This window comes from Paenibacillus ilasis (genome assembly GCF_043195395.1).
Taxonomy (GTDB): domain Bacteria; phylum Bacillota; class Bacilli; order Paenibacillales; family Paenibacillaceae; genus Paenibacillus_AQ; species Paenibacillus_AQ lautus.
Genome location: NZ_JBHDJG010000001.1, coordinates 637364 through 659318, shown reverse-complemented (window position 1 = coordinate 659318; position 21955 = coordinate 637364). Strand labels below are relative to the sequence as shown.

General features: G+C 48.2%; 19 protein-coding genes and 1 pseudogene. 3 read left to right on the top strand and 17 right to left on the bottom strand.

The features are described 5' to 3' along the window. Positions 1–26: 26 nt before the first annotated feature. From ACETK5_RS03310 to ACETK5_RS03250, 13 genes and pseudogenes are all read right to left on the bottom strand, one after another. Positions 27–158 (bottom strand): annotated as a pseudogene (locus ACETK5_RS03310) (YfzA family protein); the annotation flags it as partial. 80 nt (positions 159–238) lie between these two features. Further along, entirely contained in the window at positions 239–865 is a 627-nt protein-coding gene (locus ACETK5_RS03305; RefSeq protein ID WP_394054309.1) for an ABC-2 transporter permease, read from the bottom strand. Beyond that, positions 858–1724: an ABC transporter ATP-binding protein gene (locus tag ACETK5_RS03300; RefSeq protein WP_394054308.1), complete on the bottom strand. Its 867-nt coding sequence runs from the start codon at positions 1722–1724 to the stop codon at positions 858–860. Before ACETK5_RS03300 ends, ACETK5_RS03305 begins: the two co-directional genes overlap by 8 nt. Then, entirely contained in the window at positions 1721–2104 is a 384-nt protein-coding gene (locus ACETK5_RS03295; protein ID WP_394057318.1) for a GntR family transcriptional regulator, read from the bottom strand. Before ACETK5_RS03295 ends, ACETK5_RS03300 begins: the two co-directional genes overlap by 4 nt. Positions 2105–2311: 207 nt before the next feature. Then, complete coding sequence (lacZ, locus tag ACETK5_RS03290; RefSeq protein WP_394054307.1) at positions 2312–5425, bottom strand: beta-galactosidase, LacZ type; 3114 nt, start codon at positions 5423–5425, stop codon at positions 2312–2314. 23 nt (positions 5426–5448) lie between these two features. Continuing rightward, positions 5449–6270, bottom strand: a complete 822-nt coding sequence (locus tag ACETK5_RS03285; protein ID WP_394054306.1) for a carbohydrate ABC transporter permease — start codon at positions 6268–6270, stop codon at positions 5449–5451. After that, positions 6267–7124, bottom strand: a complete 858-nt coding sequence (locus ACETK5_RS03280) for a carbohydrate ABC transporter permease (protein WP_394057317.1) — start codon at positions 7122–7124, stop codon at positions 6267–6269. Before ACETK5_RS03280 ends, ACETK5_RS03285 begins: the two co-directional genes overlap by 4 nt. 200 nt (positions 7125–7324) lie before the next feature. Then, complete coding sequence (locus ACETK5_RS03275; RefSeq protein WP_394054305.1) at positions 7325–8635, bottom strand: ABC transporter substrate-binding protein; 1311 nt, start codon at positions 8633–8635, stop codon at positions 7325–7327. A 185-nt stretch (positions 8636–8820) separates the two neighbouring features. Further along, positions 8821–10611: a cache domain-containing sensor histidine kinase gene (locus tag ACETK5_RS03270; protein ID WP_394054304.1), complete on the bottom strand. Its 1791-nt coding sequence runs from the start codon at positions 10609–10611 to the stop codon at positions 8821–8823. Next, positions 10608–12179: a response regulator gene (locus ACETK5_RS03265; protein ID WP_394054303.1), complete on the bottom strand. Its 1572-nt coding sequence runs from the start codon at positions 12177–12179 to the stop codon at positions 10608–10610. The genes ACETK5_RS03270 and ACETK5_RS03265 overlap by 4 nt, the downstream gene beginning before the upstream one ends. A gap of 241 nt (positions 12180–12420) precedes the next feature. Then, a complete protein-coding gene (locus ACETK5_RS03260) occupies positions 12421–13434 on the bottom strand; it encodes a zinc-binding alcohol dehydrogenase family protein (protein WP_394054302.1) in 1014 nt (337 codons plus the stop codon). A 16-nt stretch (positions 13435–13450) separates the two neighbouring features. Continuing rightward, on the bottom strand, positions 13451–14395 hold the full coding sequence (locus tag ACETK5_RS03255) for an aldo/keto reductase (RefSeq protein ID WP_394054301.1): 945 nt from the start codon (positions 14393–14395) through the stop codon (positions 13451–13453). Then, positions 14382–15242, bottom strand: a complete 861-nt coding sequence (locus ACETK5_RS03250) for an amidohydrolase family protein (RefSeq protein ID WP_207797486.1) — start codon at positions 15240–15242, stop codon at positions 14382–14384. The genes ACETK5_RS03255 and ACETK5_RS03250 overlap by 14 nt, the downstream gene beginning before the upstream one ends. A gap of 139 nt (positions 15243–15381) precedes the next feature. Between ACETK5_RS03250 and ACETK5_RS03245 the strand changes: the two genes are divergently transcribed. The 3 genes from ACETK5_RS03245 to ACETK5_RS03235 all read left to right on the top strand — a co-directional run bounded on the left by ACETK5_RS03245 (position 15382) and on the right by ACETK5_RS03235 (position 17734). Beyond that, complete coding sequence (locus ACETK5_RS03245) at positions 15382–16257, top strand: helix-turn-helix domain-containing protein (RefSeq protein ID WP_394054300.1); 876 nt, start codon at positions 15382–15384, stop codon at positions 16255–16257. 140 nt (positions 16258–16397) lie between these two features. After that, the gene (locus tag ACETK5_RS03240; RefSeq protein WP_326114534.1) at positions 16398–16853 is read left to right on the top strand and encodes a MarR family winged helix-turn-helix transcriptional regulator; all 456 of its coding nucleotides are present in this window, start codon (positions 16398–16400) and stop codon (positions 16851–16853) included. Between the two features lie 59 nt (positions 16854–16912). Further along, positions 16913–17734 (top strand): NmrA family NAD(P)-binding protein, encoded by an 822-nt coding sequence (locus tag ACETK5_RS03235; RefSeq protein WP_394054299.1) that lies wholly within the window; start codon positions 16913–16915, stop codon positions 17732–17734. 227 nt (positions 17735–17961) lie between these two features. Here the strand turns inward: ACETK5_RS03235 and ACETK5_RS03230 are convergent, their stop codons facing one another. The 4 genes from ACETK5_RS03230 to ACETK5_RS03215 form a co-directional block, all read right to left on the bottom strand. After that, positions 17962–19329 (bottom strand): sensor histidine kinase, encoded by a 1368-nt coding sequence (locus ACETK5_RS03230; protein ID WP_326114532.1) that lies wholly within the window; start codon positions 19327–19329, stop codon positions 17962–17964. Then, positions 19326–20000: a response regulator transcription factor gene (locus tag ACETK5_RS03225; protein WP_326114531.1), complete on the bottom strand. Its 675-nt coding sequence runs from the start codon at positions 19998–20000 to the stop codon at positions 19326–19328. The genes ACETK5_RS03230 and ACETK5_RS03225 overlap by 4 nt, the downstream gene beginning before the upstream one ends. Positions 20001–20348: 348 nt before the next feature. Continuing rightward, positions 20349–21557 (bottom strand): outer membrane protein assembly factor BamB family protein, encoded by a 1209-nt coding sequence (locus ACETK5_RS03220; protein WP_394054298.1) that lies wholly within the window; start codon positions 21555–21557, stop codon positions 20349–20351. 187 nt (positions 21558–21744) lie between these two features. Next, positions 21745–21945: a helix-turn-helix transcriptional regulator gene (locus ACETK5_RS03215; RefSeq protein ID WP_100538748.1), complete on the bottom strand. Its 201-nt coding sequence runs from the start codon at positions 21943–21945 to the stop codon at positions 21745–21747. Positions 21946–21955: the final 10 nt, after the last annotated feature.

Below are 21955 nucleotides of genomic sequence, written 5' to 3'. Positions count from 1 at the left end.
TCTTTTTCTTCTCTGGTGTCGTGAATTCATTTTCTAGAAACAAGGTCCTTTACTGCACCTATTAAAGCTGCCGGGAGTAATGTAACGGCAAAATTGACAGTGAATAAGTTGTGTTCTTGGGTTTTATAAGGTGTGAACCATTCCGGAAAGAACGAGCTTTATGTTGTGTATCTTTCAATGGATGTGCTCTCCTTTTTTAGCATTTATCACCTAATTTTAATATGCATCCGCGGGACTCTTATAAGTCTTTTCTAGTAAATAGGCTTACCGTTAAGAAATAGGAAGCGATGAATACGGCTACGATACCAATTAGAATAAGAAGTAAGGTTTGGTCGCTAATGACGCCTTTCTCGCTCACCATATTCATTAGCACCGCTGCAGGTTGTGCCAGGATGATTAAGGAGATCATGAATACGGCATTGATAATTCCGGCTCCTTTTTTACTAAGCGCGTAAAAAAGAGGCATATAGATAGAAATGAGAACAAGCAGCATTCCTACTGAAACCAATATGGACCATACCGTATAATCCGGCTTTTCAAGCTGCGGGAATGAAAGATTAATGAGCTGGTGAATCCCGTAAGAAGCAATGACCCCAAAAAGGGTATATACGACGGCTGTTATGTATTTGGCTAGAACAATATGTTTGCGACTAATCGGCAGCGTGACCAGAAATTTATGATTATGGTTTTTGATATCGATCATCGTAGCGAGAATAATGGAGCCGAAAGCGGTATAGATTCCTACAAAATAAATAGACATTTCACTTTTTGGTATAAAAGCGACACTGAATACAGCGAGATAAAGAAGAATCGTCCACAGTGAGCTTTTTAAAGCGATGAGGTCTTTGCGAAGCAAATTAAGCATGAACTCGTCCTCCCTTGGCCGTGAAGTACATGATGTCTTCTAAGGATGGTTTTTCTAAAATAGCATTATTGCTAAACAGCTTCGCGGCCTTTTGTCTATTATCTACTAAGCCCTCAAAACCAAGCGCCGTTTCACGAATTCCGATAAACTCCTTACGAATATCCGAATCAATCAGTTGCAAGTCGCCCTTCACGATCGCGTATCTCTCAAGCACATCATCTTTCGCTTCATTGAATACGAGTTTTCCGTCATTGACGAAAGTAATGTAGTCAGCTATGCGGTCCAAATCCGTCGTAATATGGGTCGAGAAGATAATCGTATTTTTTTCGTCCTGCATCATATCCGCAAGCAGATCGAGCATTTCCCTTCTGAACACAGGATCGAGTCCGGAAGTCGGCTCATCCATGACCAGGAGTTCAGCCTCATGGGATAAAGCAATGGCAAGGGAGAGTTTGATCTTCATTCCCTTGGATAAATCTTCAACCTTCTTCTTAGGAGACAATTCGAATTGTTCGAGGCAGCGGTTAAATTTCTTTTCATTCCAATGGCTGTAAAAAGGTGCGATCATTCGCTTCGTATCACGAATCGTAAGATGCTCATAATAGAAGCAATCATCCGAGACAATGCCGATGCGCTGTTTAATGTCGACTTCATGATTAGGCATATCCAGGCCGAGTATTTTTACACTGCCGGAATCGGGACGGATCATGCCGAGCATCATCTTGATTAAGGTGCTTTTACCAACACCATTCGGACCAATGAGCCCGGTAATGTAGCCTTGTTTCACATCCAGAGAGACATGATCGACTTTGAAAAGAGGGTATGTTTTCGTTAAATTACGTAATTCGATTGCATTCATGGTGTTTGCTCCTCCTCGAACAGTAAAGTCAGATGATCGATTACATCTTGTTGACTCATATTTAATTCCTTGCTTTCTCGAATGATATTCATCATTTTCTCTTCCAATCGCTTCATGCGCTGCTCCCTGATGAAATCTTTATTTGCCCCTGATACGAAGCAACCCTTGCCTACGACCGAGTCGATTAGCCTTTCGTTCTCCAATTCTTCATAGGCACGCTTAGTGGTAATAACACTAACCTGCAAATCCTTAGCAAGCTGCCTAATGGAAGGGAGGTTGTCGCCTGCGCGCAACTCTCCGCTCAGGATACTCTGTCTAATCTGGTTCATAATCTGTATGTAAATCGGATCGCTCGATGCGTTGGATAATATGATTTTTATGCCGTTCACCCCACTGCTGTTTATTAAGTGCATACCGTATATATATAATATATACACTATTCCCTCTTGTGTCAATTCATCCATCTGGGCAGTGATTCTTGTCCATTTCGGTAGTTAAAATAAAAAAGCCGAAGCCCTTAAATAAGGATTTCGGCGTTTTCTATTACTCCAACCCTAATATTTGGGCAACGGTTATCGAAGCTTACATTAAGCTCTGCGAATCGTAAATTCAAATAACATGTCCGTCGAAGGATCGATTTGATACTCGTCATGAACCGGAGCCCCCCAGCTGTCGTCACCCCCAACCCCCATTTGCCGCCCGGCAACGGTAACAACGGTATGGTGAACGTTCGGCAGCTCATAATGATGCGTCGCATTCTCCAGCTCGAATGCGGTATACGGCGATATATTGGCTTCTACCGGTGCTGCCGATGGTGCCTCAATCGTAATGCCATGGCCTTGATCGCTAGTTATGGATACTTCGCGCACCCCCGTACGATTGCCCGATTCCTGCGGTACCAAGTAGGCTGATACATTATCCGCCGCACGATTGCGGAAGCGACACAATCTAGCTCCGAACGCACGGTCGATATAATTCTCTTCCGGTCCGTTTGCATACCAATCCAGGTTGTCGTAGTCCGCCGGTACTTTGAACGTAAGGGCAAAGATCGGCAGCTTCGGCAAGCCCGGTTCTCCTTGGTACCCCGCCTTTACCTGAATGCTGCCATCGGTGAATACCGTGTACGATACACGCACCCGTATTTCCTCGGACACGCTCAGTTTATACACGTAGGTCACGGTCGCGCGGTCCGAGTCCTCCATAAGCTCGCAGCTTAACGTTCTTCGGGTCAGGCTTGCAGCATACCAAAGCGCGGAATCGAAAGGCAGTCCCGCTCCTTTATCGTTATCCGTCATCGCTCTCCAGAAGAGCGGCACCGGCGGCGAAGAGATCATCTCCCGTCCCGCATACTTGATGGATATGAGGGTCCCTGCCTGCTTCGAGAACAAAACGGAGAAATCACGTCCATGAACGCCGATATTTACGTCCCCTTCAACTACACGGAAATCATTCGCAGCCGTATCGTGCGAAACTCCTGAATCTGATTTCAGGCGTTCCGCCTCCGACGCTTGCGTATGGTCAGGAGCGTCAACAGCCAACGGGTTCTCCACTAAAAATACATGCTGTCCAAAAGCAATTTCGTAGCCGGCTTCCGCCCATAACGATTCCTTCTTGAGCACGAGTGAAACGTCCAGCGTATACTCACCGGTTGGATACCCAGCCTCAGGCAATTCCAGCTCTACATATCGCTCTTCACCGGGACCAACCTGGGTGCATACCGCTCCGCTGTAGATGTTCCTTCCCTCTAAACTCAGGCAATATTTAACTTCATAAGCATCCAAACCCACAAACAGGTTCTCGTTTCGGATCGCGACGCCACAACGATCCGGAATCAGCTTGACGTTCTGATACAGGAATTTCACTTCCTGCATTTTGGGGGACCATGTCCGATTCGCATATACGATGCCGTTGCCGGAGAAATTGTAATCGGTTGAGCGATCATCAAAATCCCCTCCATAAGCCATAAAAGGCTTGCCATAACGATCACGTTTCATGATAACCTGATCCATGAAATCCCAGATGAAGCCGCCTTGATACATCGGATACTTCTGTTCCAGCTCCGTATATTTATGCAAACCGCCAACGGAATTGCCCATGGCATGCATGTACTCGCAGCTGATGTAGGGCTTGGAAGGATCGTTTTGCAAATACTGTTCAATATCAGCCGGTTTGGCATACATGCGGCTCTCCATATCGCTCGCATCGTCATACTCCCGGTTATGGAACACCCCTTCGTAATGCACGAGCCGGGTAGGGTCCTTCTCCCGAAAAACATTCGCAACGTTCCGAATGACTTCTCCGGCATAAGACTCGTTGCCGCAAGACCAGATCAATATCGATGGGTGGTTCTTATCCCTCTCCATCATGGAAATCGCACGGTCCAACACGATATCCTGCCATTCCGGCCTGCTGCCCGGTATGTTCCAGGATGGCTCAACGGCCCCCATTTTCTGCCATGATCCATGTGTCTCCAAATTCATCTCGTCGATGACATACACGCCGTACTCATCACACAGCTCATACCACAGCGTCTGATTCGGATAATGCGACGTCCGTACGGCGTTAATATTCGCCTGCTTTAATGTCTTGATATCCCACAGCATATCCTCTTTTGTAATGCAGCGTCCGCGGCGGGAATTGAATTCGTGCCGATTGACACCTTTGAATACAATGCGCTTGCCGTTTAAGTGCATCACTTTGTCGATCATCTCGAATTTGCGGAAGCCTACCTTTTGCGGCACAACTTCCACAAGGTTTCCGGATGCGTCATAGACGGATACGTACAGCGTATATAAATTAGGTTCTTCTGCGCTCCACCGCTGGACCTTACCGGCAGCTAACGCAATCGACGCCGCCCCCCCGGAAGCTCCGGTCTCGCCCCGGACCACTGGATTTCCTGCTGGATCCTTGAGCTCAAGGACTACTTTCGCAGCGGACTTGCCCCTGAGCTGCATGGCAGCCTTCAGCGTTCCAAGTTCATACGTTTCATCCAAATCGGTTTGAACATGCAGATCCTGCACATGAACGTCCGGTACCGTATACAGATACACGTCTCGAAAAATACCGGAAAAGCGCCAAAAGTCTTGATCCTCCAGCCAGCTTCCGGTGCTGCGTTGGTAAACCTCGACAGCCAGCTTATTCTCACCCTCGGTTAAGTACGGCGTGAGGTCAAATTCGCTCGGCGTAAAGCTGTCTTCGCTGTAGCCAACAAACTCCCCGTTGAGCCATACATAGAAAGCCGTTTCAACTCCCTGAAAAGAGATATACAGCGGACGCTGCGACCAGCTTGGAGGAACGTTGAAAAACTTCACATAACTGCCCACCGGATTGTGGTCCTCTGAGATCATCGGGGGTCTAAGAAACTCCTGACCATCCCAGGGGTACATCGTATTCACATACTGCGGCTGCCCATACCCCTGAAGCTGGATATGTCCGGGAACCTCAATATCATCCCATCCTCTGCAGGAAACGTCCATTCTATAAAAATCCGCTTGACGTTCCTTGGCATTATGAGCATAACTAAACTTCCAGCTTCCATTCAGGCTCCGGCGCCAAGGCATCTCTCCAAGCTGTTCGGCTTCAAGTATCGTTTCGTAATACCGATGATCGGAGTGCGCGGGCATCCTGCTTACCGCAAATATGCCGGGGTCGGACAACCAGGCAAGGCTTGGCGCGACTCCTCGTTCAACCTGCTGTTTCATCTGTTTCCCTCCATTTTCCAACTTTATTTCACTGAACCTGTCATTCCGGCAACAAATTGCTTCTGCATCATGAAGAACACCAGCGCCGTCGGCAGCGTCGTAATGACAATCGCGGACATGATCAAACCATAGTCGGGAGCATAGCCTGATCCCAGGTTCGATATCAGCAGCGGCACGGTCATATTCTCCGGCGACTGCAGCACGATCAGCGGCCACAAATAGTTGTTCCAGCTGTTCAGGAAAGTAATAATCGCTGCGGCTGCATAGGTCGATTTCATCGTCGGCATATAGATGCGGAAGAATAGGCCCAGCTCCGACAGACCATCGATGCGACCGGCTTCCATCATATCCTTCGGAAACATTTTTGTGCTTTGACGGAAGAAGAAGATGAGGAACGCAGTCGTGAATGTCGGCAGGATGACAGCCCCTGCCGTATCAATGCCTAGAAAGGGCACAACCCCCGATACTTTGGCAAACATTTGAAATAAAGGCACCATGATCGCCGCGAACGGAATCATCATCGAGGCCAGCAGGATATTAAATACAATATCTTTGCCGCGGCTGCGGTACATCTCAAATCCATACCCCGCCGCTGATGCTACCAGCAGTGAAAGCACGGTAGTCACCACCGAGATTTTTGCGGAATTCCAGAGAGCCTGCCACATGTCCACGGAGCTGAACAGATTGTTGATATTCTTGACCAGGTGCGAACCCGGCAGCAGCGTCCCTTTCGTTACGTCCACGGACTGATTGGTAGCGCTGACAACCATCCAGATAAACGGGAAGATGGAGACCAGAGCAGCGATAATTAAAAAGAGGTAAGTAAACACGCGTTTGGTTCTCATGATCTCTTATCACCTCCAACTTTGTTCTGGATCATCGTCAATATGACCACCATGAGTACAATCGAATAGGAAACGGTAGCCGCGTATCCGAAGTCAGGCGTGTATTCGAAGGAAAGGTTGTAAATATATTGCGATATCGACATGGTTGCGTTTCCGGGACCGCCCTTGGTGATGTTAACCACCTCGTCAAACAACTGGAGCGTTCCAATGGTCGATGTGATCGTCGTAAACAAAATGATCGGCTTCAACAGCGGAATCGTAATTTTGAAAAACTGCGTGAAGGCATTCGCACCATCGATGCGGGCAGCTTCATATACGGATTTATCAATATTTTGCAGTGAGGATAAATAGAAAATCATATTATAGCCCGTAAAACGCCAGGTGATCGCGATGATAATCGTCACTTTGGCCCAGAAAGGGTCGGTAATCCATTGAATCGGCTCCTGGATGAGATGAAGATTCACCAGAAATTTATTGACGATGCCGTCGGCTCCGAACATGTACTTGAAAACGACGGAGTACGCGACAAGCGAGGTTACCGTAGGCAGGAAAATCGCCGTTCTGAAAAAACCTTTGAACTTCAATCGATCGTCATTGAGCAGCACAGCGATAAAGAGCGCCAGCACCAGCATGACCGGGACCTGAACGAGTAAGTAAATAAATGTGTTCTTGACGGCCGTAAGGAAGGTGGTATCGCTGAACAGGCGAATATAGTTGTCTATACCGACAAACTGAAGATTGCTGCCTCTGCCTGATTTGAAGGATAGGATTAACGCTTGAACCATCGGATAAAAATAAAAAATACTAATCATGACAACCGGTACAAGGACAAAGAGCCAACCAGTCAAACGCATCCGCCTTTGACTGTTAAGGCCCTTGTGAATTTGCGGGCTTAGCCTGGCTTGTTCTGTATTCACACCACTCCACACCCTTCTGTTGATCACATTTCTTACGGATAGAGAACATAAAGCCCTCGCTCCCCTTCCTTCAGCAGATGTCCACTTTACAGGAGAAGAAGGAGCAAGGGCATATATATGGTACTGCCTGAGTGTGTTTAACGAATTTGCGTATCGGCTTGCGTCTGCGCATCTTTCAGAACGGTATCCACATCTTTGCCGCCGAGATACGCCTGCATGGCAACGACCATAATATCCTCGATGGCGTACGTGTTCATGCCGTAGTTCACGTTAGGAATTTGTTCAGTCCAAGTCGCAAAGTCCGATACGACTTTTTGCCCTTGGAAATATTCATCCGCTGCCGCGTAAGCTTCTCCGCTTGCGGCGGCTTTCAGGGTGCCGATCACCCCGACTTTTGTATTCAATGTCTGATACAGCTCAGCGTCGGAAGCAAACGTCTTCGCGAGGAACTCCGCTGCTGCTTCTTTGCCGTCTACATTCATCACATACCAGGAGCTGCCGCCCAGGTTGGAAGCATGGACAGAGCCTTCTGTTGCCGCAAGCTTAGGCAGCGGGGCTACCGCCCATTTACCGGATTGGGAAGCTTCGGCTTTGATCGAAGGCGTGATCCAGTTGCCGGTCGGCACGGTAGCCACTTCACCGCTGTTGAATGCTCCAACGAATTGACTCCAGTCTGAGTTCACCTTCACGATGCCGGAATCCATCATTTCTTTGTACAATTCAAAGGCTTCCTGTAGCGCAGCATTGTCAGCAATCGTCGGAGTCTGGCCATCTTCCGCCGTATACCATGCCCCCGCGGATTGGATCATCATGCGGATGAGTCCCAGATCATTAGGATCTAGCGTAATCATGCTTTTGCCGGTTTTCTCTTTGACGGCTTTGCCGATCTCGATGTACTGCTTCCAGTCGATGTCCTGCAGGTCGTCCAGACTGTAGCCTGCCTGCTCGAGATAATCCGTTCGTACGTACATTCCCGTCACGCCGGAGTCAAACGGAACGCCGTACTGCTTGCCGTCAACGCTGGTCGGGCCGATCTTGTAATCCGCGAAATCATCCACTTTCACGATGTCCGTCAATTCGTAGAAGGAGTCCGGATACGCTTGCAAGAAGCTCTGCGCACGATAATCCTCAATGAGCACGATGTTAGGCAACCCTTTCGTGGAACCGGAGTTCAACCCGGTGTTCAGCTTTTGAACGATATCGGCCTGCGCATTCTCTACAACATGAATCGTGACGTCCGGATTCACTTGGGCATAAGCTTCTTTAGCAACATTCATGGCGGCAATGTTAAATGCCGGGTCCCAAGCCCAAACCGTAATTTCTTTTGGAGCAGCACTGCCTTCACCGCTAGAGCTGCCGTTGCTGCTAGAACCGCCTTCCGTACCACCCGAGGAACATGCCGACAAAAGAACAACACCGGCCAGCAGTAAACTCATTAATTTTTTCAATGCGTAAACCCCCTTTTTAGTCTGAAAACAATAAAAGATGGAAGCGTTTTCTCTACTACGCCTCCATCTTATCATTTTGTATTCGTTTTCATTGGCACTATCTTTGTCAGCTTTGGTGCTATTATTGGATCCTGTTTTCGCTTTCATACCGGCTCTGGTACTATTTTTAGGTTCTTGTAATATCTTTAGCTTTGGGTCAATGGAAGCGTAATGATGATTTTTGTTCCTTCACTGCGTTTGCTTGTAATGCTGACCCCGTATTTCTCGCCGTACATCAATTTAATTCGGTCATCCACATTGCGTATCCCGATGCCGGAGAACAGTTGGCGTTTACTCATCGGCGCAGGCAGCGGGTCTTCTTCCGACGGGTTGTGTTCCAGATTCATTCCGTCCCCGTCATCTGCAACTTCACATACAAGCTGATCCTCCTGGACGGCAATCATGATTAGAATCCTTCCCTCTCCCTTGATGTTGAACCCATGGAAGAATGCGTTCTCAATAAAAGGCTGAAGAATGAGCTTCGGCATATGATAATCCAGGCTATCCGGCTCCACAAAGTAATGAACGCGGATTTTCTCTCCGTAACGCACATGATTGATGTATACATAATGCTTCAGCGTCTCCAGCTCCTGCCGGACAGGTATGGTGGAATGAATATCGCTGACCGTATTTTGCAGGAGCGATATGAGCGCGTTAATCGTACCGGCAGCTTTTTCCTTGTTGCCCTGCTGCACCAGAAATTTGATCGAAGCCAGCGTATTGTACAAAAAATGCGGATTGATCTGCATTTGAAGCGCCGCCAACTCCGCATTTCGCTGCTGCTTCTGGGTTTCCATCAATCGATCCACATAATCATGCAGCGCATCCAGCATATAATTATACGCCGTTCCCAGTTCCTTGACTTCATAACTGCTGTTTGCAACATCGACATGATGATCGAATCCGCTCGTCGGAATGCTCGACATTTGTCCAACGAGGACACGGAGTGACTGCGTCATCCGCCGGGTGATCAGAAAAACAATGACAAGTGATATCGCAACGATGGCCATGATGGTCAAGGTGACGGCTTTGGCGTTCACCATCTGTCCGGTCACGGCTTTCTTGTCGATCATATTGACCAAATAAAATTCAAATTCCGGCAGGTATTCCGAGAACACAATTCGTTCGTTCCCCATCACATATGCAGATTGATCGTCCTCTCCCTCGCCCTGATCCGTTACGACCTCTTGAAGCAGCCCCTCATCCGACATCCCGATCAATTCGGTCCTGTTGCTGGATACAATGACCCCTTCCTCGTTCAACAGCACGACGTCATTGCCTTCGCTTGTAAAATTCGCATAGAAGGGTTTAAAATTCCGGTCGCGAATGATCACGTACAGAGTGCCGTAAATTTTGCCGGTCGACTGATCAAAGAGAGCTTTGGAAGCAACGAGCATGGGCTCCTGTGCGTCTGCGCTATGATCCTCGCCGCGATAGAGCTGATATAAGATTTGCGCAGGATGAGCCATGGTTGCTTTTGTAATCGGGTGATCCTTCAATTCCTCGGCTGAGACAGACCAATACCAAGGATCGGTAGAATAACTTCTGCCATTCGCTCCAACGATCATGATACCAACGTCATAGGCGCTAAAGTTGGACTGAATCGACTTCATGCCCTCTGTCATCTGGTACGTTTTCATCGCAAGCGCCACAGCCTCCGTCTCTCCGCCTGATAAATAGCTGCGGATTGCCGCATTCTGGGCGATCATGGTGGCACCGGTTGCTATAGCGTTATTATAGGACTCCAGGTTTGACTTCATCTGGTTTAACAGCTTGCCGTTCGTGATGCTGAAGGTCTGCAGAAATAATTTTTCCGACATGCTGATGGTAATGGACAGCGTCAGGAGTGATACGGTAACGATGCTGATGAGGGTCACAAGAAACAGCTTAAGGAATAGGCCCTGTTTTCTAAGCTTGTTTATAGCATTTGCGATCATGATTCCCGTATCTCCCGCATGTCTTGTCTCCGAAACTGGCTCGGGGAGATGCCGGTCTGCTTCTTGAACACCTTGGTGAAATAACTCTGATCCGAATATCCCACGCTTGCGCTGATATCGGAAATCGTGTGTTCCGTTGTCATGAGCAGCTCCATGGCTTTTTCCAACCGAATTTTATTGAGGTACTCACTGAAACCTTCTCCGTTATACGCAGCGAAATAACTCGACAGATAAGAAGCGTTGAAGTGAAATTGCCTGGCCACCCCCGTGAGCGTGATGGGATCTGCGTAATGGTCCTGTATATATTCGAGCAGCCGGGTCATATTGGGATTCACCGATGTATTCGTCTCGCCTATCGCGCGTTCAGCTTCCTGAATAAAAGTTTCAACAACGGCGATGGCTTCTCCGGCATACCTGGCTTCGTCTATTTTTCGGAAATAATCGTATTTGGCATTCTCCAGGCTCCCAGTCTCCACCTTCATTTTTCCAAACGTGGTTGTTACGTTAAATATGAAATTCCCCAGAAATGATTTAAATTCGAAAATATCCGTACGATAATCCATCGAACGCAGGTGAACGTATTCCAAAAAACCGGAGAAGGCCTTCTGGTACTGCCTACGTTTCAGCTGCTCCATGAATTCACCCATGTCATATTCGAGATACGCATCCGGAAGGGCCGGCAAATGTTCATGTTCAATCAAAGTCCGATCCTCCAGGAAAAAGCCATATCGCATGAGTTTTAAATAATTGTCATGATAAATCTCACCAAGACTCTTAAATTCTGTGAAGCTTCGGCTGATCACGAAATGCGTCTCTTTCGAAAAATGTGCCATTTGGGAGATGAGATGCCGGAGTTCAATAACAAGCTCGTCCCAGCGTTCAGGACTTACATTGAGCAGAAAAAGCGCCGTATCGTTGATAAACTTCAACCGCATATACACGATCTCGGACAAAGCAAGCTTCTGTAGTCCTCGTTCCAGTTCGTTTCCGAAGCTCCATTTGTCACCGGAATCTTTCATATGTTTCATATCCGCCCCAAAGAACAAATACTGTCCATAAGGGAATTTCGAATCCAACACCACGGGCTCCAGCGCAGTCTCATATCCGGTCATAAGTTTCTCAATGGCTTGCAAGACCTGCCCTTCCTCTCGATCCGCGCTTGGATCATCCTCCGGCTTCATGGCGACCATTTTGGCCGTCGTCTTATTGAGGATGGATAACAGATAATCGGCTTCCAACTTCGGCTTCAGGATATAGTCCGCTACACCACTCTGAAAAGTAGACCGGACGTAATCGTACTCACTGAAACTGCTGAGCACAATGATTTCAATGTGAGGATACTTTTCCTTAACGAGCTTGACCAGTTTCTCCCCGCCCATGACAGGCATTACGATATCGGTAAGAATGACGTGAGGATTCACCTCATCCATCAAACTCAGTGCTTCAGAACCGTTAGAAGCCTCACCGACGATTTGGTACCCCTCCTGTTCCCAATTGAGCAGATGCTTAATTCCCTGCCTGACAAGCATTTCGTCATCCACGATCATGATCTTGAATATGGGTTTCATACCTGTCCCCCTTGCAGCTTTGTTACCTTTCGCATTCATACTCGTATGAATACCATTAAAAAAAAGCCCTGAGATTACCAGGGCATATCCCTTTCATACCCGCCGTGATTGCTAATGTAACCGTTTACGATTTGCTGGATCTGGCAAAATCCTCATCCGTTAATGGAAGAGAAACCTGCGCGGAAAGAATGAAGACATACTGTAATCATACACTGCAAAATACAATTAAGAAATAGATGGTTCAAAGTTCCACCATCGCCTTAATCACCTTGGCGGAAGGACGGAGCCAGCCCTGAAATTCTTGGATTAAATCGTCAAAACGGCATCGATGGGTTATGTACGGATTTACATCAATACCGCCTTCCGAGATCCGCTTCATCACATCATGGAAATCATCCCTGGTCGCGTTACGGCTGCCCATCAGCGTCAATTCCCGTTTATGGAATTCGGGATCCTGAAATGTAATGTCTCCTTGGATCAAACCTACATACACCAGGGTCCCCCCGTGTGCGACCCTATGAAAAGCATTGTTCATGGATTGTTGGTTTCCCGTTGCGTCCAAAACGATGGAGGGAAATTCACCATTCGTTAAAGCCGAAAGAACAGACGGTTTTTCTCCCGCCTGGATGGTATGATCTACCTTTGCCCAGGCTTTGCAGAAGGCTAACCGATCAGCGTTCATATCCATGGCCATAACGGTAGCCCCCAACGCTTTGGCAAAAACCATGATCCCGAGTCCGATCGGACCGGCTCCGATGACTAAAACCGTATCCTTGCGGGTCACGTTCGCCCGTTTAACGCCATGAGCCCCGATAGCAAGCGGTTCTATCAAGGCAGCCTGATCCAAGGTGAGCCCTTCCGTCCGCATCAAATGGCGAATCGGAACGGAGATGCGCTCGCGCATGCCGCCATCGATATGCACACCCATCACCTTCAACGATCTACAACAGTTTGTCTTGCCTCTAAGGCAAGGCAAACATTCCCCACAGTGAATGTAAGGAATGACGCAGACGGTGTCTCCAGGCTTCAACCCCTCTTCGTTAGCTCCGACTTTTTCAATGATACCGGATAGCTCGTGGCCGAGAATACGCGGGTACGTAAAAAAAGGCTGATTACCACGAAAGGCATGCAGATCCGTGCCGCAAATCCCGATCCGCTTGATGCGGACGATGGCTTCTCCTTCGAGCAATGGAGGCTCGGGCAAATCCTCGCGGTATTGAAATTCCCCGATCCCTTGACATACGATTCCCTTCATCCCAGCAGCCTCCTCTTCATAATCCGATGCCTTCATTGTATTCCGGACGTCCACTTGTCCAGGTCCGCCCTTGTACGGGCTCCAATATCTTCAATACTTCGGCTAAGAGGGCTTGATCCAGCGGCTCCTCCGTCCAAGCAGCATTACGTTTTATATTGTCGGGATTGGCCGTACTGACCAGCGTCGTCGGGATCTGTTCATTCGAGGTTGAGAATTGCACGGCTAGCTTCGCAATATCCGTTCCAGCTTTAGCACAATACTCAGCCGCACGTCTGCAGGCTTCCTTGATTTCCGTTGAAGCCGGATGCCAGGACGGCGCTCCTCTGGGACCGAGAAGGCCCATAGATAAGGGAGATGCATTGATGAGCCCAATTCCCTCTTCGTCAAGCAGCGGCAGCAAACCGGTAAGCGTCTGATCGTTCAAAGAATAATGGCAGTAAGAAATGATGGCATCCACTTCGACTTGGGGCAGCAGTTTTTCAAACAGCTGCAGAGGCAAACCGCAAATCCCTCCAAACCGGATTTTCCCTTTTTCTTTTAAGAGCTGGAGTGCAGGAAGGGCCTCCTCCATCACAACGGATGCGGGAGCGAACTCAATATCATGCAAAAAGAGAATGTCCACGTAATCGGTTTGGAGTCGCTTCAAGCTCTCATCCATACTGTCGATAATCCGCTTGGACGTGAAATCAAAATCATTCTCGCCATAACGGCCTGCTTTCGTTGATAGGATGAACTTATCCCTCGGTACCTGCTGAATAGCTTTGCCAAGCACGGTTTCCGCCTTCGTCAATCCGTAATAAGGGGATACATCGATCAAATTGATGCCCGCCTCCATGGCTGCGTGCACGGTGCGGATTCCCTCGTTGTCGTCGGTTTCCCGAAAGACGGAGCCTAGCGAAGAAGCTCCGAAGCCTAATACGGAAACATCCAGACCGGTTCGGCCTAACTTACGGTATTTCATGATGAACACCATCCTTTTCCAACTTATAGAATGCCTTGGCATTCAGACCGAACAATCGCGCATGTTCCCGTTCCCCCCATGGCTTCGGCAGCGCTTCTGCCAGTACGTCAACCACTTGGTCATATTCAGCCGATAGCAGGCACACAGGCCAATCGCTGCCGAACATGACCCGATCAGGACCGAACATCGCCGTCACTTTATGTACATACGCATTAAAATCTTCCTGGCTCCACCGGCGATGCTCCGCCTCGGTCACCATACCGGAGAGCTTGCAGTAGATGCGCGGAAAACGGGCGATTTGTTTCATGAAGCTCTCCCAGGGTTCGATCTGTCCGCTTCGGATCGGCGGCTTGCCCAGATGATCGATGACTCCGCGGATGCCGGGGACCTGTTGGATTAACTTCAGCAGCGGCTCAAGCTGATGACTCCGAACAAGAAGATCGATCGGAACATCATCCTTGACATATTCGTTCAATGCTTGGATGAATGAAGGCTCCAGGATCACATTGGCATCCGGCATATCCTGAATCATGATGCGAAAGCCGATAAATTTCGGGTGTTGCCGAAATCGCTCATAATGCCGGCGGTGCTCCGGATCGAACAGATCGATCCATCCTACCACTCCGACAATGGAAGAATCGCGATCCGCCAACGATAACAGATAGTCCGTCTCTTCCACAGTCGGTGCCGCCTGAACCGTTATACTGCCGTCCAATTGGTGCGAATCCAAATGCGGCTTAAGATCGGAGGGCAGGAAGTTTCGATAAAGCTCCGGAACCTCCGGCGTGATCCATTCATAATCCCCTCGCTCAATCAGCCAATAATGCTGGTGGGCATCCAATCTCATAAACATCCCTGCCTTTCAGGTGTCATGTTCGCTATCTTTATTGTACGTTCAAAATCTGTGTACAAAAATAGCTCAGGATTGCATTTTTATAACTTATTTTGATATGGTTGTTCTTATTAGAGGATAAGGAGTGGTGGTCATGACTCCCCTGCGTAAACCATTTCAAGGGGATCCCCTGTTTCCGATGGAATTGGTTTATCGGACTAAGAAAAGCCCCCAATTGGAGCTGCCCCATCATTTGCATGATCTTTACGAATTGGTTTATGTGTACCAGGGAAAAGGCACTTTCCTTATTGAAAACAAGCTGATGGAGAAGAAAGAAGGCGACCTTTTCATCATACCTGGAAACACGATTCACAGCTCTTTCCCTGACCCGGACCAGCCGATTGTTTCGAGTGCTTTATTCTTTGCGCCTTCGCTTGTCCTCGGTGCGAATGGAAGCGATTTGCAATACTCTATCCTCAGCTGCTTTGAATATGCTCAAAAAACAGGGTCCTATCGTTATGAATTGCCCAAGTCGAACCAAACCTATATCGAGGACATCCTGAAAGGGATCTCGGAAGAGCTCCGACTTGCCCAGCTGGGATTCCGTGAGGCGCTTGTACTTCAGCTGCGCTCCTTACTGCTGCATATCAATCGCTATATCAGTACCCTGTCCGCAGAACAAACGGCCCACTCCCAGATTGGCCCCGCCTGGCTGATGGATTCCATCCAATGGATTCACGAACATCTGGACCAGCCTATTGGACTAGCTGCTCTGTCGGCCAATGCAGCGGTAGACCCCGCCCATTTTTCCCGCATGTTCAAGAAGTACACCGGTTTGCATCTGACGGGTTACATCCAGGCAAAACGGATCGCCCGTGCCAAAGAGCTCCTGCGAAATCATGAGGAGTCTGTCGGGCATATCGCTGAAATCTGCGGATACGCCACGCTAACGCACTTTCATCGCAATTTCAAAAAATTGACGGGCTTGACCCCCGGAGCGTACAGGAAGCAGGCTGTTTCGCATCATTAAAGCACGCCAACAAGCACTTGCGATCATGCAAGTGCTTATTGCTTTACCTGGAACGAACGGATTCAAGAATTTCGTCCGTTGACAATAGCTTCCTCTAGAATTACATTAAATATAGTTAAGGACTTAACTATATAGGAGGCATGATCACTTTGGACGACCTGCAGCAATACGTGCTGGATTTGCCGCTGCCCACCCTTGCTTTTTTCACCCTGGTGGAGACAACGGCAAAGCTGGTCGACGTATCCGAAAGCTATTGGAAATCGCAAGGGCTGAACGGAGCCAGAATACGGATTTTGGTTGAGCTTATGAAAGAGGGAGGAACGATGCTTCCTTCCAAGTTGGCCCAAAAAATCGGTGTAACCAAGCCCAATATCAGTCTGCTGCTTACCCCCTTGGAGCATGAAGGCTTGATTCGCCGGGAACCCCATCCCCGGGACGGTCGAAAGTCGGTCATCACCATTACAAGCGAAGGTCAGCGTCTATTGATCCACAACCTGCCCGCGAACAGGCAGCGGATATCCGAAAAAATGAACGTGCTCACTGAACCTGAATTAAATCAGCTCCTGGGCCTTCTCCAAAAATTAAAGGAAGCGTAACGATATTTTTACGCCGATTTAGTTAAGCACTTAATCCGATAAGGAAAGGATGACATTCGGTGTCTATCGTCATTACAGGAGCCAGTGGACGGCTCGGCCGTTTCATTATCAAAGAGCTTCTTCACCATGTTCAGCCCGATCAAATTGTTGCTTGCGTTCGCCAGATGGAGTCTGCGGCATCATTGGAGGAGCAGGGAATTGCGGTCCGATTCTGCAACTACGATGAACCCGCCTCCCTGAAGGAGGCATTCGCCGGCGCTTCGCGCCTGTTGTTCATTTCCAGCCCCCACCCCGATGACACCGTTCGTTTGCGGCAGCATGCCCATGTGATTGAAGCCGCAAAAAAAGCGAACGTCGGCCATATTTTATACACCGGCTTCGCCTTTCCTGAACATAGCGACATTTCAATGACCCATTTGCACTTGGCTACCGAGCATGCCATTCGCACAACCGGAATTCCTTATACTTTTCTTCGCAGTGGTTTGTATATGGACTTTATTGAAGCGCTGGATTTACATGCGGCCATATCGACAGGCAATCTTCGCGTACATCCCGGATCGTGGCAGTTCAACGCGGTTACACGTTCCGATCTGGCGGTCGCCATAGCGGGGGTACTATCCGTTGAGGGCCATTCGAATAAGACTTATGAGCTTGTTGCGCCAGCCGTTTGGAGTTTCGACAATGTGGTCTCCACTCTTTCAGAGCTAACGGGCAAACCGATATCCCTATGTCCCACCAACGAGGTGCAGCATTGGATATTTAGCTTTTTAAGAAAAATCGATACGGCTTCCACTTCTGGCGATCTGGAGCATTTATTGGGCCGCCCGGTAACACCCCTGATAGAAAGCCTCCGATCTTATATCGGGGCAAGTCAGATCTAACTAACGTTTACATGTTCAATTCATGGAGCCCGATTTGTGCAAAATGTACTCTAGTACATGGGACAAAAAAAGCACAGGCTCCATGGTCTGTGCAAAATATGGTTCACTTCGCGATTCCCCTGTTCATCGCACCTTTGAAAAAAATCGCATCCTTTCATTCGGTACGATCTGTGTTCACTTACCGGTCATCATCGTATTTTTTGCGGATCGCTGCCCCATGAATCTGACTAATCCGTTGGCGTCATGATTGGCAAGGTGACAATGAACGTCGTTCCTTGACCAAGTTCGCTTTCCACTCGGATATCGCCTTGATGAAGCGACACGATCTGTTTCACAATGGCAAGCCCCATGCCGCTGCCCTCATATTTACGACTGTGAGAACGATCGGTTTTAAAGAAACGCTCGAATATACGCTTCTGATCCTCAAGAGAAATACCTATGCCCGTGTCGGATATTCGGACTGTCACGTTTTTAGTATCTTGTTTGATGCTGACGTTGATCACGCCGCCATCCTCGGAAAATTTGATGCTGTTGCCAATGATGTTCGTCCATACCTGGTTTAATTGATCATGATCAGCCGTTACTTTAACGGTCTGTAAATCAAGCTCAAAATGAATGCTGCGGGCGGTCCATTGCGGCTGGAGCGCCACAATGACCCGCCTGATCTGTTCATCCAGGCTGAGCGTGATGAGCCCCAGCTGCTGTGACTGGGATTCAAGCAAACTCAGCTTAAGCAGGCTATCGCTCATTTTGGACATCCGTTTCGCTTCAGCGATGATAATATCCAGATAACGACTTCGCTCGTGTTCTGAGAGGTCTACTTGCTTCAGTGCTTGAGCATAACCGGATATCGAGGTGAGCGGTGATTGTACTTCGTGCGACACGTTCGTTACGAATTCCCTGCGCAGCTGCTCCAGCTGCTGCAGATCGTGCATCATGTCTTCAAAGCTGCGAGCCAGCGTACCCAGCTCACTTGTTTGCTTAATATTCAGCTTGACGCTGAAATCTCCAGCTGCAATACGCCTAGTCGCTTGGGTCAGCTTTTTGATTGGCCTTACCAAGTATATGGAGGCAACGAGAATCAATAAGCTCCCTGTAATCAGAGAACTGGTTGCAAAGATCAATCCCCACTTGACAACAAAAGAGGTAGATGGGGGGGCGAGCATTTCCAAAAACATCGCTTTCGTTCCCATTTCCGTTTTCAACGGCAACCCTAAAAGAACCGTAGCAATACCATTCGGCGTGTCTTGAACAACGCCTCCTTCTATTACTTTCTTTAGTTTTTCCATCGTTACTGCAGCAGGTTGATGTCCGTTAAGTTTACCGTAAGACTGGAACTGACCCGTTGCTTCGTAAATGCGAATATAATAGGAATCGAGCTGCTTCATTTCACTGACGAACAGGTCCGCTTCGCGTAACGGAAGAGTTTTGTAAATCCGGACGACGTCTTGACCGAAGTTGCGTAAGTTGATTTGCGCGTTCTCGTTCAACTCTTCTTTGAACATCCAAGTAGACATAAAAAATGATAGGATCGTGCCCCCAATAACGGACACTAGAAATGTCAGGACTACTCGAATATATAAGGATCTGATCATTCGTAGACCTCAAGCCTGTACCCTAGCCCGCGCACCGTTTCGATCCGAAAATCAGGTGTCGTCGCAAACCTTTCGCGAAGACGTTTAATATGTACATCAACCGTTCGATCATCTCCTGCGTAATCGATTCCCCAAATCTGATCGATCAGCTGCTCGCGCGTATAGACTTGTCCGGGTGTTCCAGCCAGCTTATACAGCAATTCGAACTCTTTGAGCGGCAGCGTGAGCGACTCCGTCCCTCTAATCACCTTATAGGTCTGCCTGTCAAGAATGACGTTGCCGAACTGGATCGTCTGCGTGGAGCCCATCCGGTATCGTTTCAGCAATGCCTTAACGCGAACCGTCAACTCCAACGGATCGAACGGTTTCGTTAAATAATCGTCCGTCCCAAGTTCGAAACCCTTTACTTTCTCCCATGTTTCGCCTCTTGCCGTTAGCATAAGCAGCGGCAAATCCGGATTGGCTTTTCGAAGCTCCTTGCATAACGTCCAACCATCCATCATCGGCATCATAATATCAAGCACGACAAGATCAACGGGTGTTGAGCCATAGACGCTAAGCGCTTCCTTGCCGTCAGCGGCTTCGACTGTTGTGAATCCGTCGTTGCGAAGAAATAAACAGACGAGTTCGCGAATGTTCGCATCGTCGTCAACAACCAGTATAGTAGGCATTGCTTCCCTCTTTCCTTAATTTCAATCCTATAATGTAATAACTATTGTACTATTATATATACAAGGGTATGGAGATTGGTTTCAAATTGAACCTCGAACCGGCCTCACCAGCGAATACCTAGCTGCCGTTCTCAGGCAATACAACTTCATTCTCTCCGCGTGGTGCTTAAGTAAGTTTAATCAAGGAAGATGAACCGCTCGTGACGTCAATATGAACGGAATATGAACGAACCAAAATGGTGAATGACCAAAAAGTCGACCTATTTAGGTCGACTTTTAGTCTTAAAGTAACTTTAAGTATGTTGTAAGTTTAGCGAATTGTGAATGATTTTTAATATTCGACATGGGTTACTGGGAGGCAGCAGCTTTCTTGACGCCGCTGATCTGCCCACCATGCTGAACGACAAGCACGTCTTGTCCGATGAGCGTCGGCAATGGTGTGCCTTTGTATTGAGCGGAAGCCAGCGTACGTCCGCTATTCGTATCGATCGTTAACAGCTTGCCGTTTTCCAGTCTTACATAGGCGATGCCTTTATCTCCGAGGGACCATTCGGCCACTCCCGCTTCAAATGCATAGGTTTTATCCGGCTCGGCTTTGGAACGACTATCCGTCGGGAATCGGGAGACTACAGCTTTCTTTTGAGTTTCATCATACTTTTCAATGACATAGAAATATTCCCCATCGGATACGACATCGGATGCACTTTGATCTTCCACGAAATCCACGGGTATGTAGGACCGGGTAGACATTATTTTTCCGCTGTTCAGATTCATTTCATCGATATTGGCCGCAAATCCGGCATCGATGCCTTCGGTTACGTCACGCGTATAGAGCGATTTGTCATTCGAAAAGAGAATGTCTTGATGGTCTCCGCCGGTCTGTGTCCATTTTACTTTGCCGTTCTGGGCATCAATCCCCTGCAACCCGCTAGTGGTCAAAGCGCCATGGATGATGGTGGAGACAACAAGGATTTCTCCCGTCTGGAGTACTTTATACCCCTGGTCGCTGCCCTTCAATTTCCACTTCACCTTACCGCTTGACGTGTAGTACGCCGTCAACCCATACGCATCCCCGACATAGATCACACCGTCGGCTGCATGCAAGCTGTAGTTCACGTAGCTTTCTTTCTTTCCTGGCTGGGATTGTGTTTTAACTTTCCATTGCAGCTTACCGGTTGCAGCATTGAGCTTAATCAATCGGCCTGTCGCATCCGTAAACCATACCGATTTGCCATCCGTTACGGTCTGTGAGACGGCTGCGGCGGGATACGTCCAGCGGGTTTTGCCTGCCAAAGCGTCAAAAGCAATATATTTCTTACCAACGGTATAGAATAAGTTATTCTTAATTAATGTAGCTTGGGTGTCGATCCGGCTGGGATCTCCCAACGTCTTCGTCCAAATCGGTTTTAGGTTATGGGAAGACTTGTCCACAGCAGACGCAGCAGCTGCGACATGCTCGGACCCGGACAGAATGGTAGAGATTGGCGATGCAAGAAGCGCCACGGCCATACTGGTTACAACAAGACGAGAGACCGTTTTATTTCGAATAGTATACATGGATGTATGCCTCCTATGACTAAATATACAGATCTGACGTTGAAGATAAGAATTGAGTATCGAATCTATTCGTTAGTATGATTGTAGTATGACTTATAAGTTTTTTCAAGAACTAATTGGTTTTAAGCAGACATAAGAAATGACGCATTCGTGGGATACTCGAACCCATTAAATGCATCACCGTGGTTTAATCGAATATGAACAATTCCTCAATAGCTGCTCCCACCGCCCGTGAAATATCGATTGCCAGCTTTAGGGAGGGATTATATTTGCCCGCCTCCAGACGAATGATGGTTTCCCTGCGAACCCCAACCTTGCCCGCCAACTCATCTTGGGTCATTCCCGCTAACTGCCTGTACTTTTTTAAATTGCATTTGAATGGTTCCATGGGCATCCAC

Excerpts from the sequence above, each read along its gene's own strand:
- ACETK5_RS03305 (WP_394054309.1), bottom strand. The coding sequence starts at position 865 with ATGCTTAATTTGCTTCGCAAAGACCTCATCGCTTTAAAAAGCTCACTG.
- ACETK5_RS03300 (WP_394054308.1), bottom strand. The coding sequence starts at position 1,724 with ATGAATGCAATCGAATTACGTAATTTAACGAAAACATACCCTCTTTTC.
- lacZ (WP_394054307.1), bottom strand. The coding sequence starts at position 5,425 with ATGAAACAGCAGGTTGAACGAGGAGTCGCGCCAAGCCTTGCCTGGTTG.
- ACETK5_RS03285 (WP_394054306.1), bottom strand. The coding sequence starts at position 6,270 with ATGAGAACCAAACGCGTGTTTACTTACCTCTTTTTAATTATCGCTGCT.
- ACETK5_RS03280 (WP_394057317.1), bottom strand. The coding sequence starts at position 7,124 with ATGCGTTTGACTGGTTGGCTCTTTGTCCTTGTACCGGTTGTCATGATT.
- ACETK5_RS03270 (WP_394054304.1), bottom strand. The coding sequence starts at position 10,611 with ATGATCGCAAATGCTATAAACAAGCTTAGAAAACAGGGCCTATTCCTT.
- ACETK5_RS03265 (WP_394054303.1), bottom strand. The coding sequence starts at position 12,179 with ATGAAACCCATATTCAAGATCATGATCGTGGATGACGAAATGCTTGTC.
- ACETK5_RS03260 (WP_394054302.1), bottom strand. The coding sequence starts at position 13,434 with ATGAAGGGAATCGTATGTCAAGGGATCGGGGAATTTCAATACCGCGAG.
- ACETK5_RS03255 (WP_394054301.1), bottom strand. The coding sequence starts at position 14,395 with ATGAAATACCGTAAGTTAGGCCGAACCGGTCTGGATGTTTCCGTATTA.
- ACETK5_RS03250 (WP_207797486.1), bottom strand. The coding sequence starts at position 15,242 with ATGAGATTGGATGCCCACCAGCATTATTGGCTGATTGAGCGAGGGGAT.
- ACETK5_RS03245 (WP_394054300.1), top strand. The coding sequence starts at position 15,382 with ATGACTCCCCTGCGTAAACCATTTCAAGGGGATCCCCTGTTTCCGATG.
- ACETK5_RS03240 (WP_326114534.1), top strand. The coding sequence starts at position 16,398 with ATGATCACTTTGGACGACCTGCAGCAATACGTGCTGGATTTGCCGCTG.
- ACETK5_RS03230 (WP_326114532.1), bottom strand. The coding sequence starts at position 19,329 with ATGATCAGATCCTTATATATTCGAGTAGTCCTGACATTTCTAGTGTCC.
- ACETK5_RS03225 (WP_326114531.1), bottom strand. The coding sequence starts at position 20,000 with ATGCCTACTATACTGGTTGTTGACGACGATGCGAACATTCGCGAACTC.
- ACETK5_RS03220 (WP_394054298.1), bottom strand. The coding sequence starts at position 21,557 with ATGTATACTATTCGAAATAAAACGGTCTCTCGTCTTGTTGTAACCAGT.
- ACETK5_RS03215 (WP_100538748.1), bottom strand. The coding sequence starts at position 21,945 with ATGGAACCATTCAAATGCAATTTAAAAAAGTACAGGCAGTTAGCGGGA.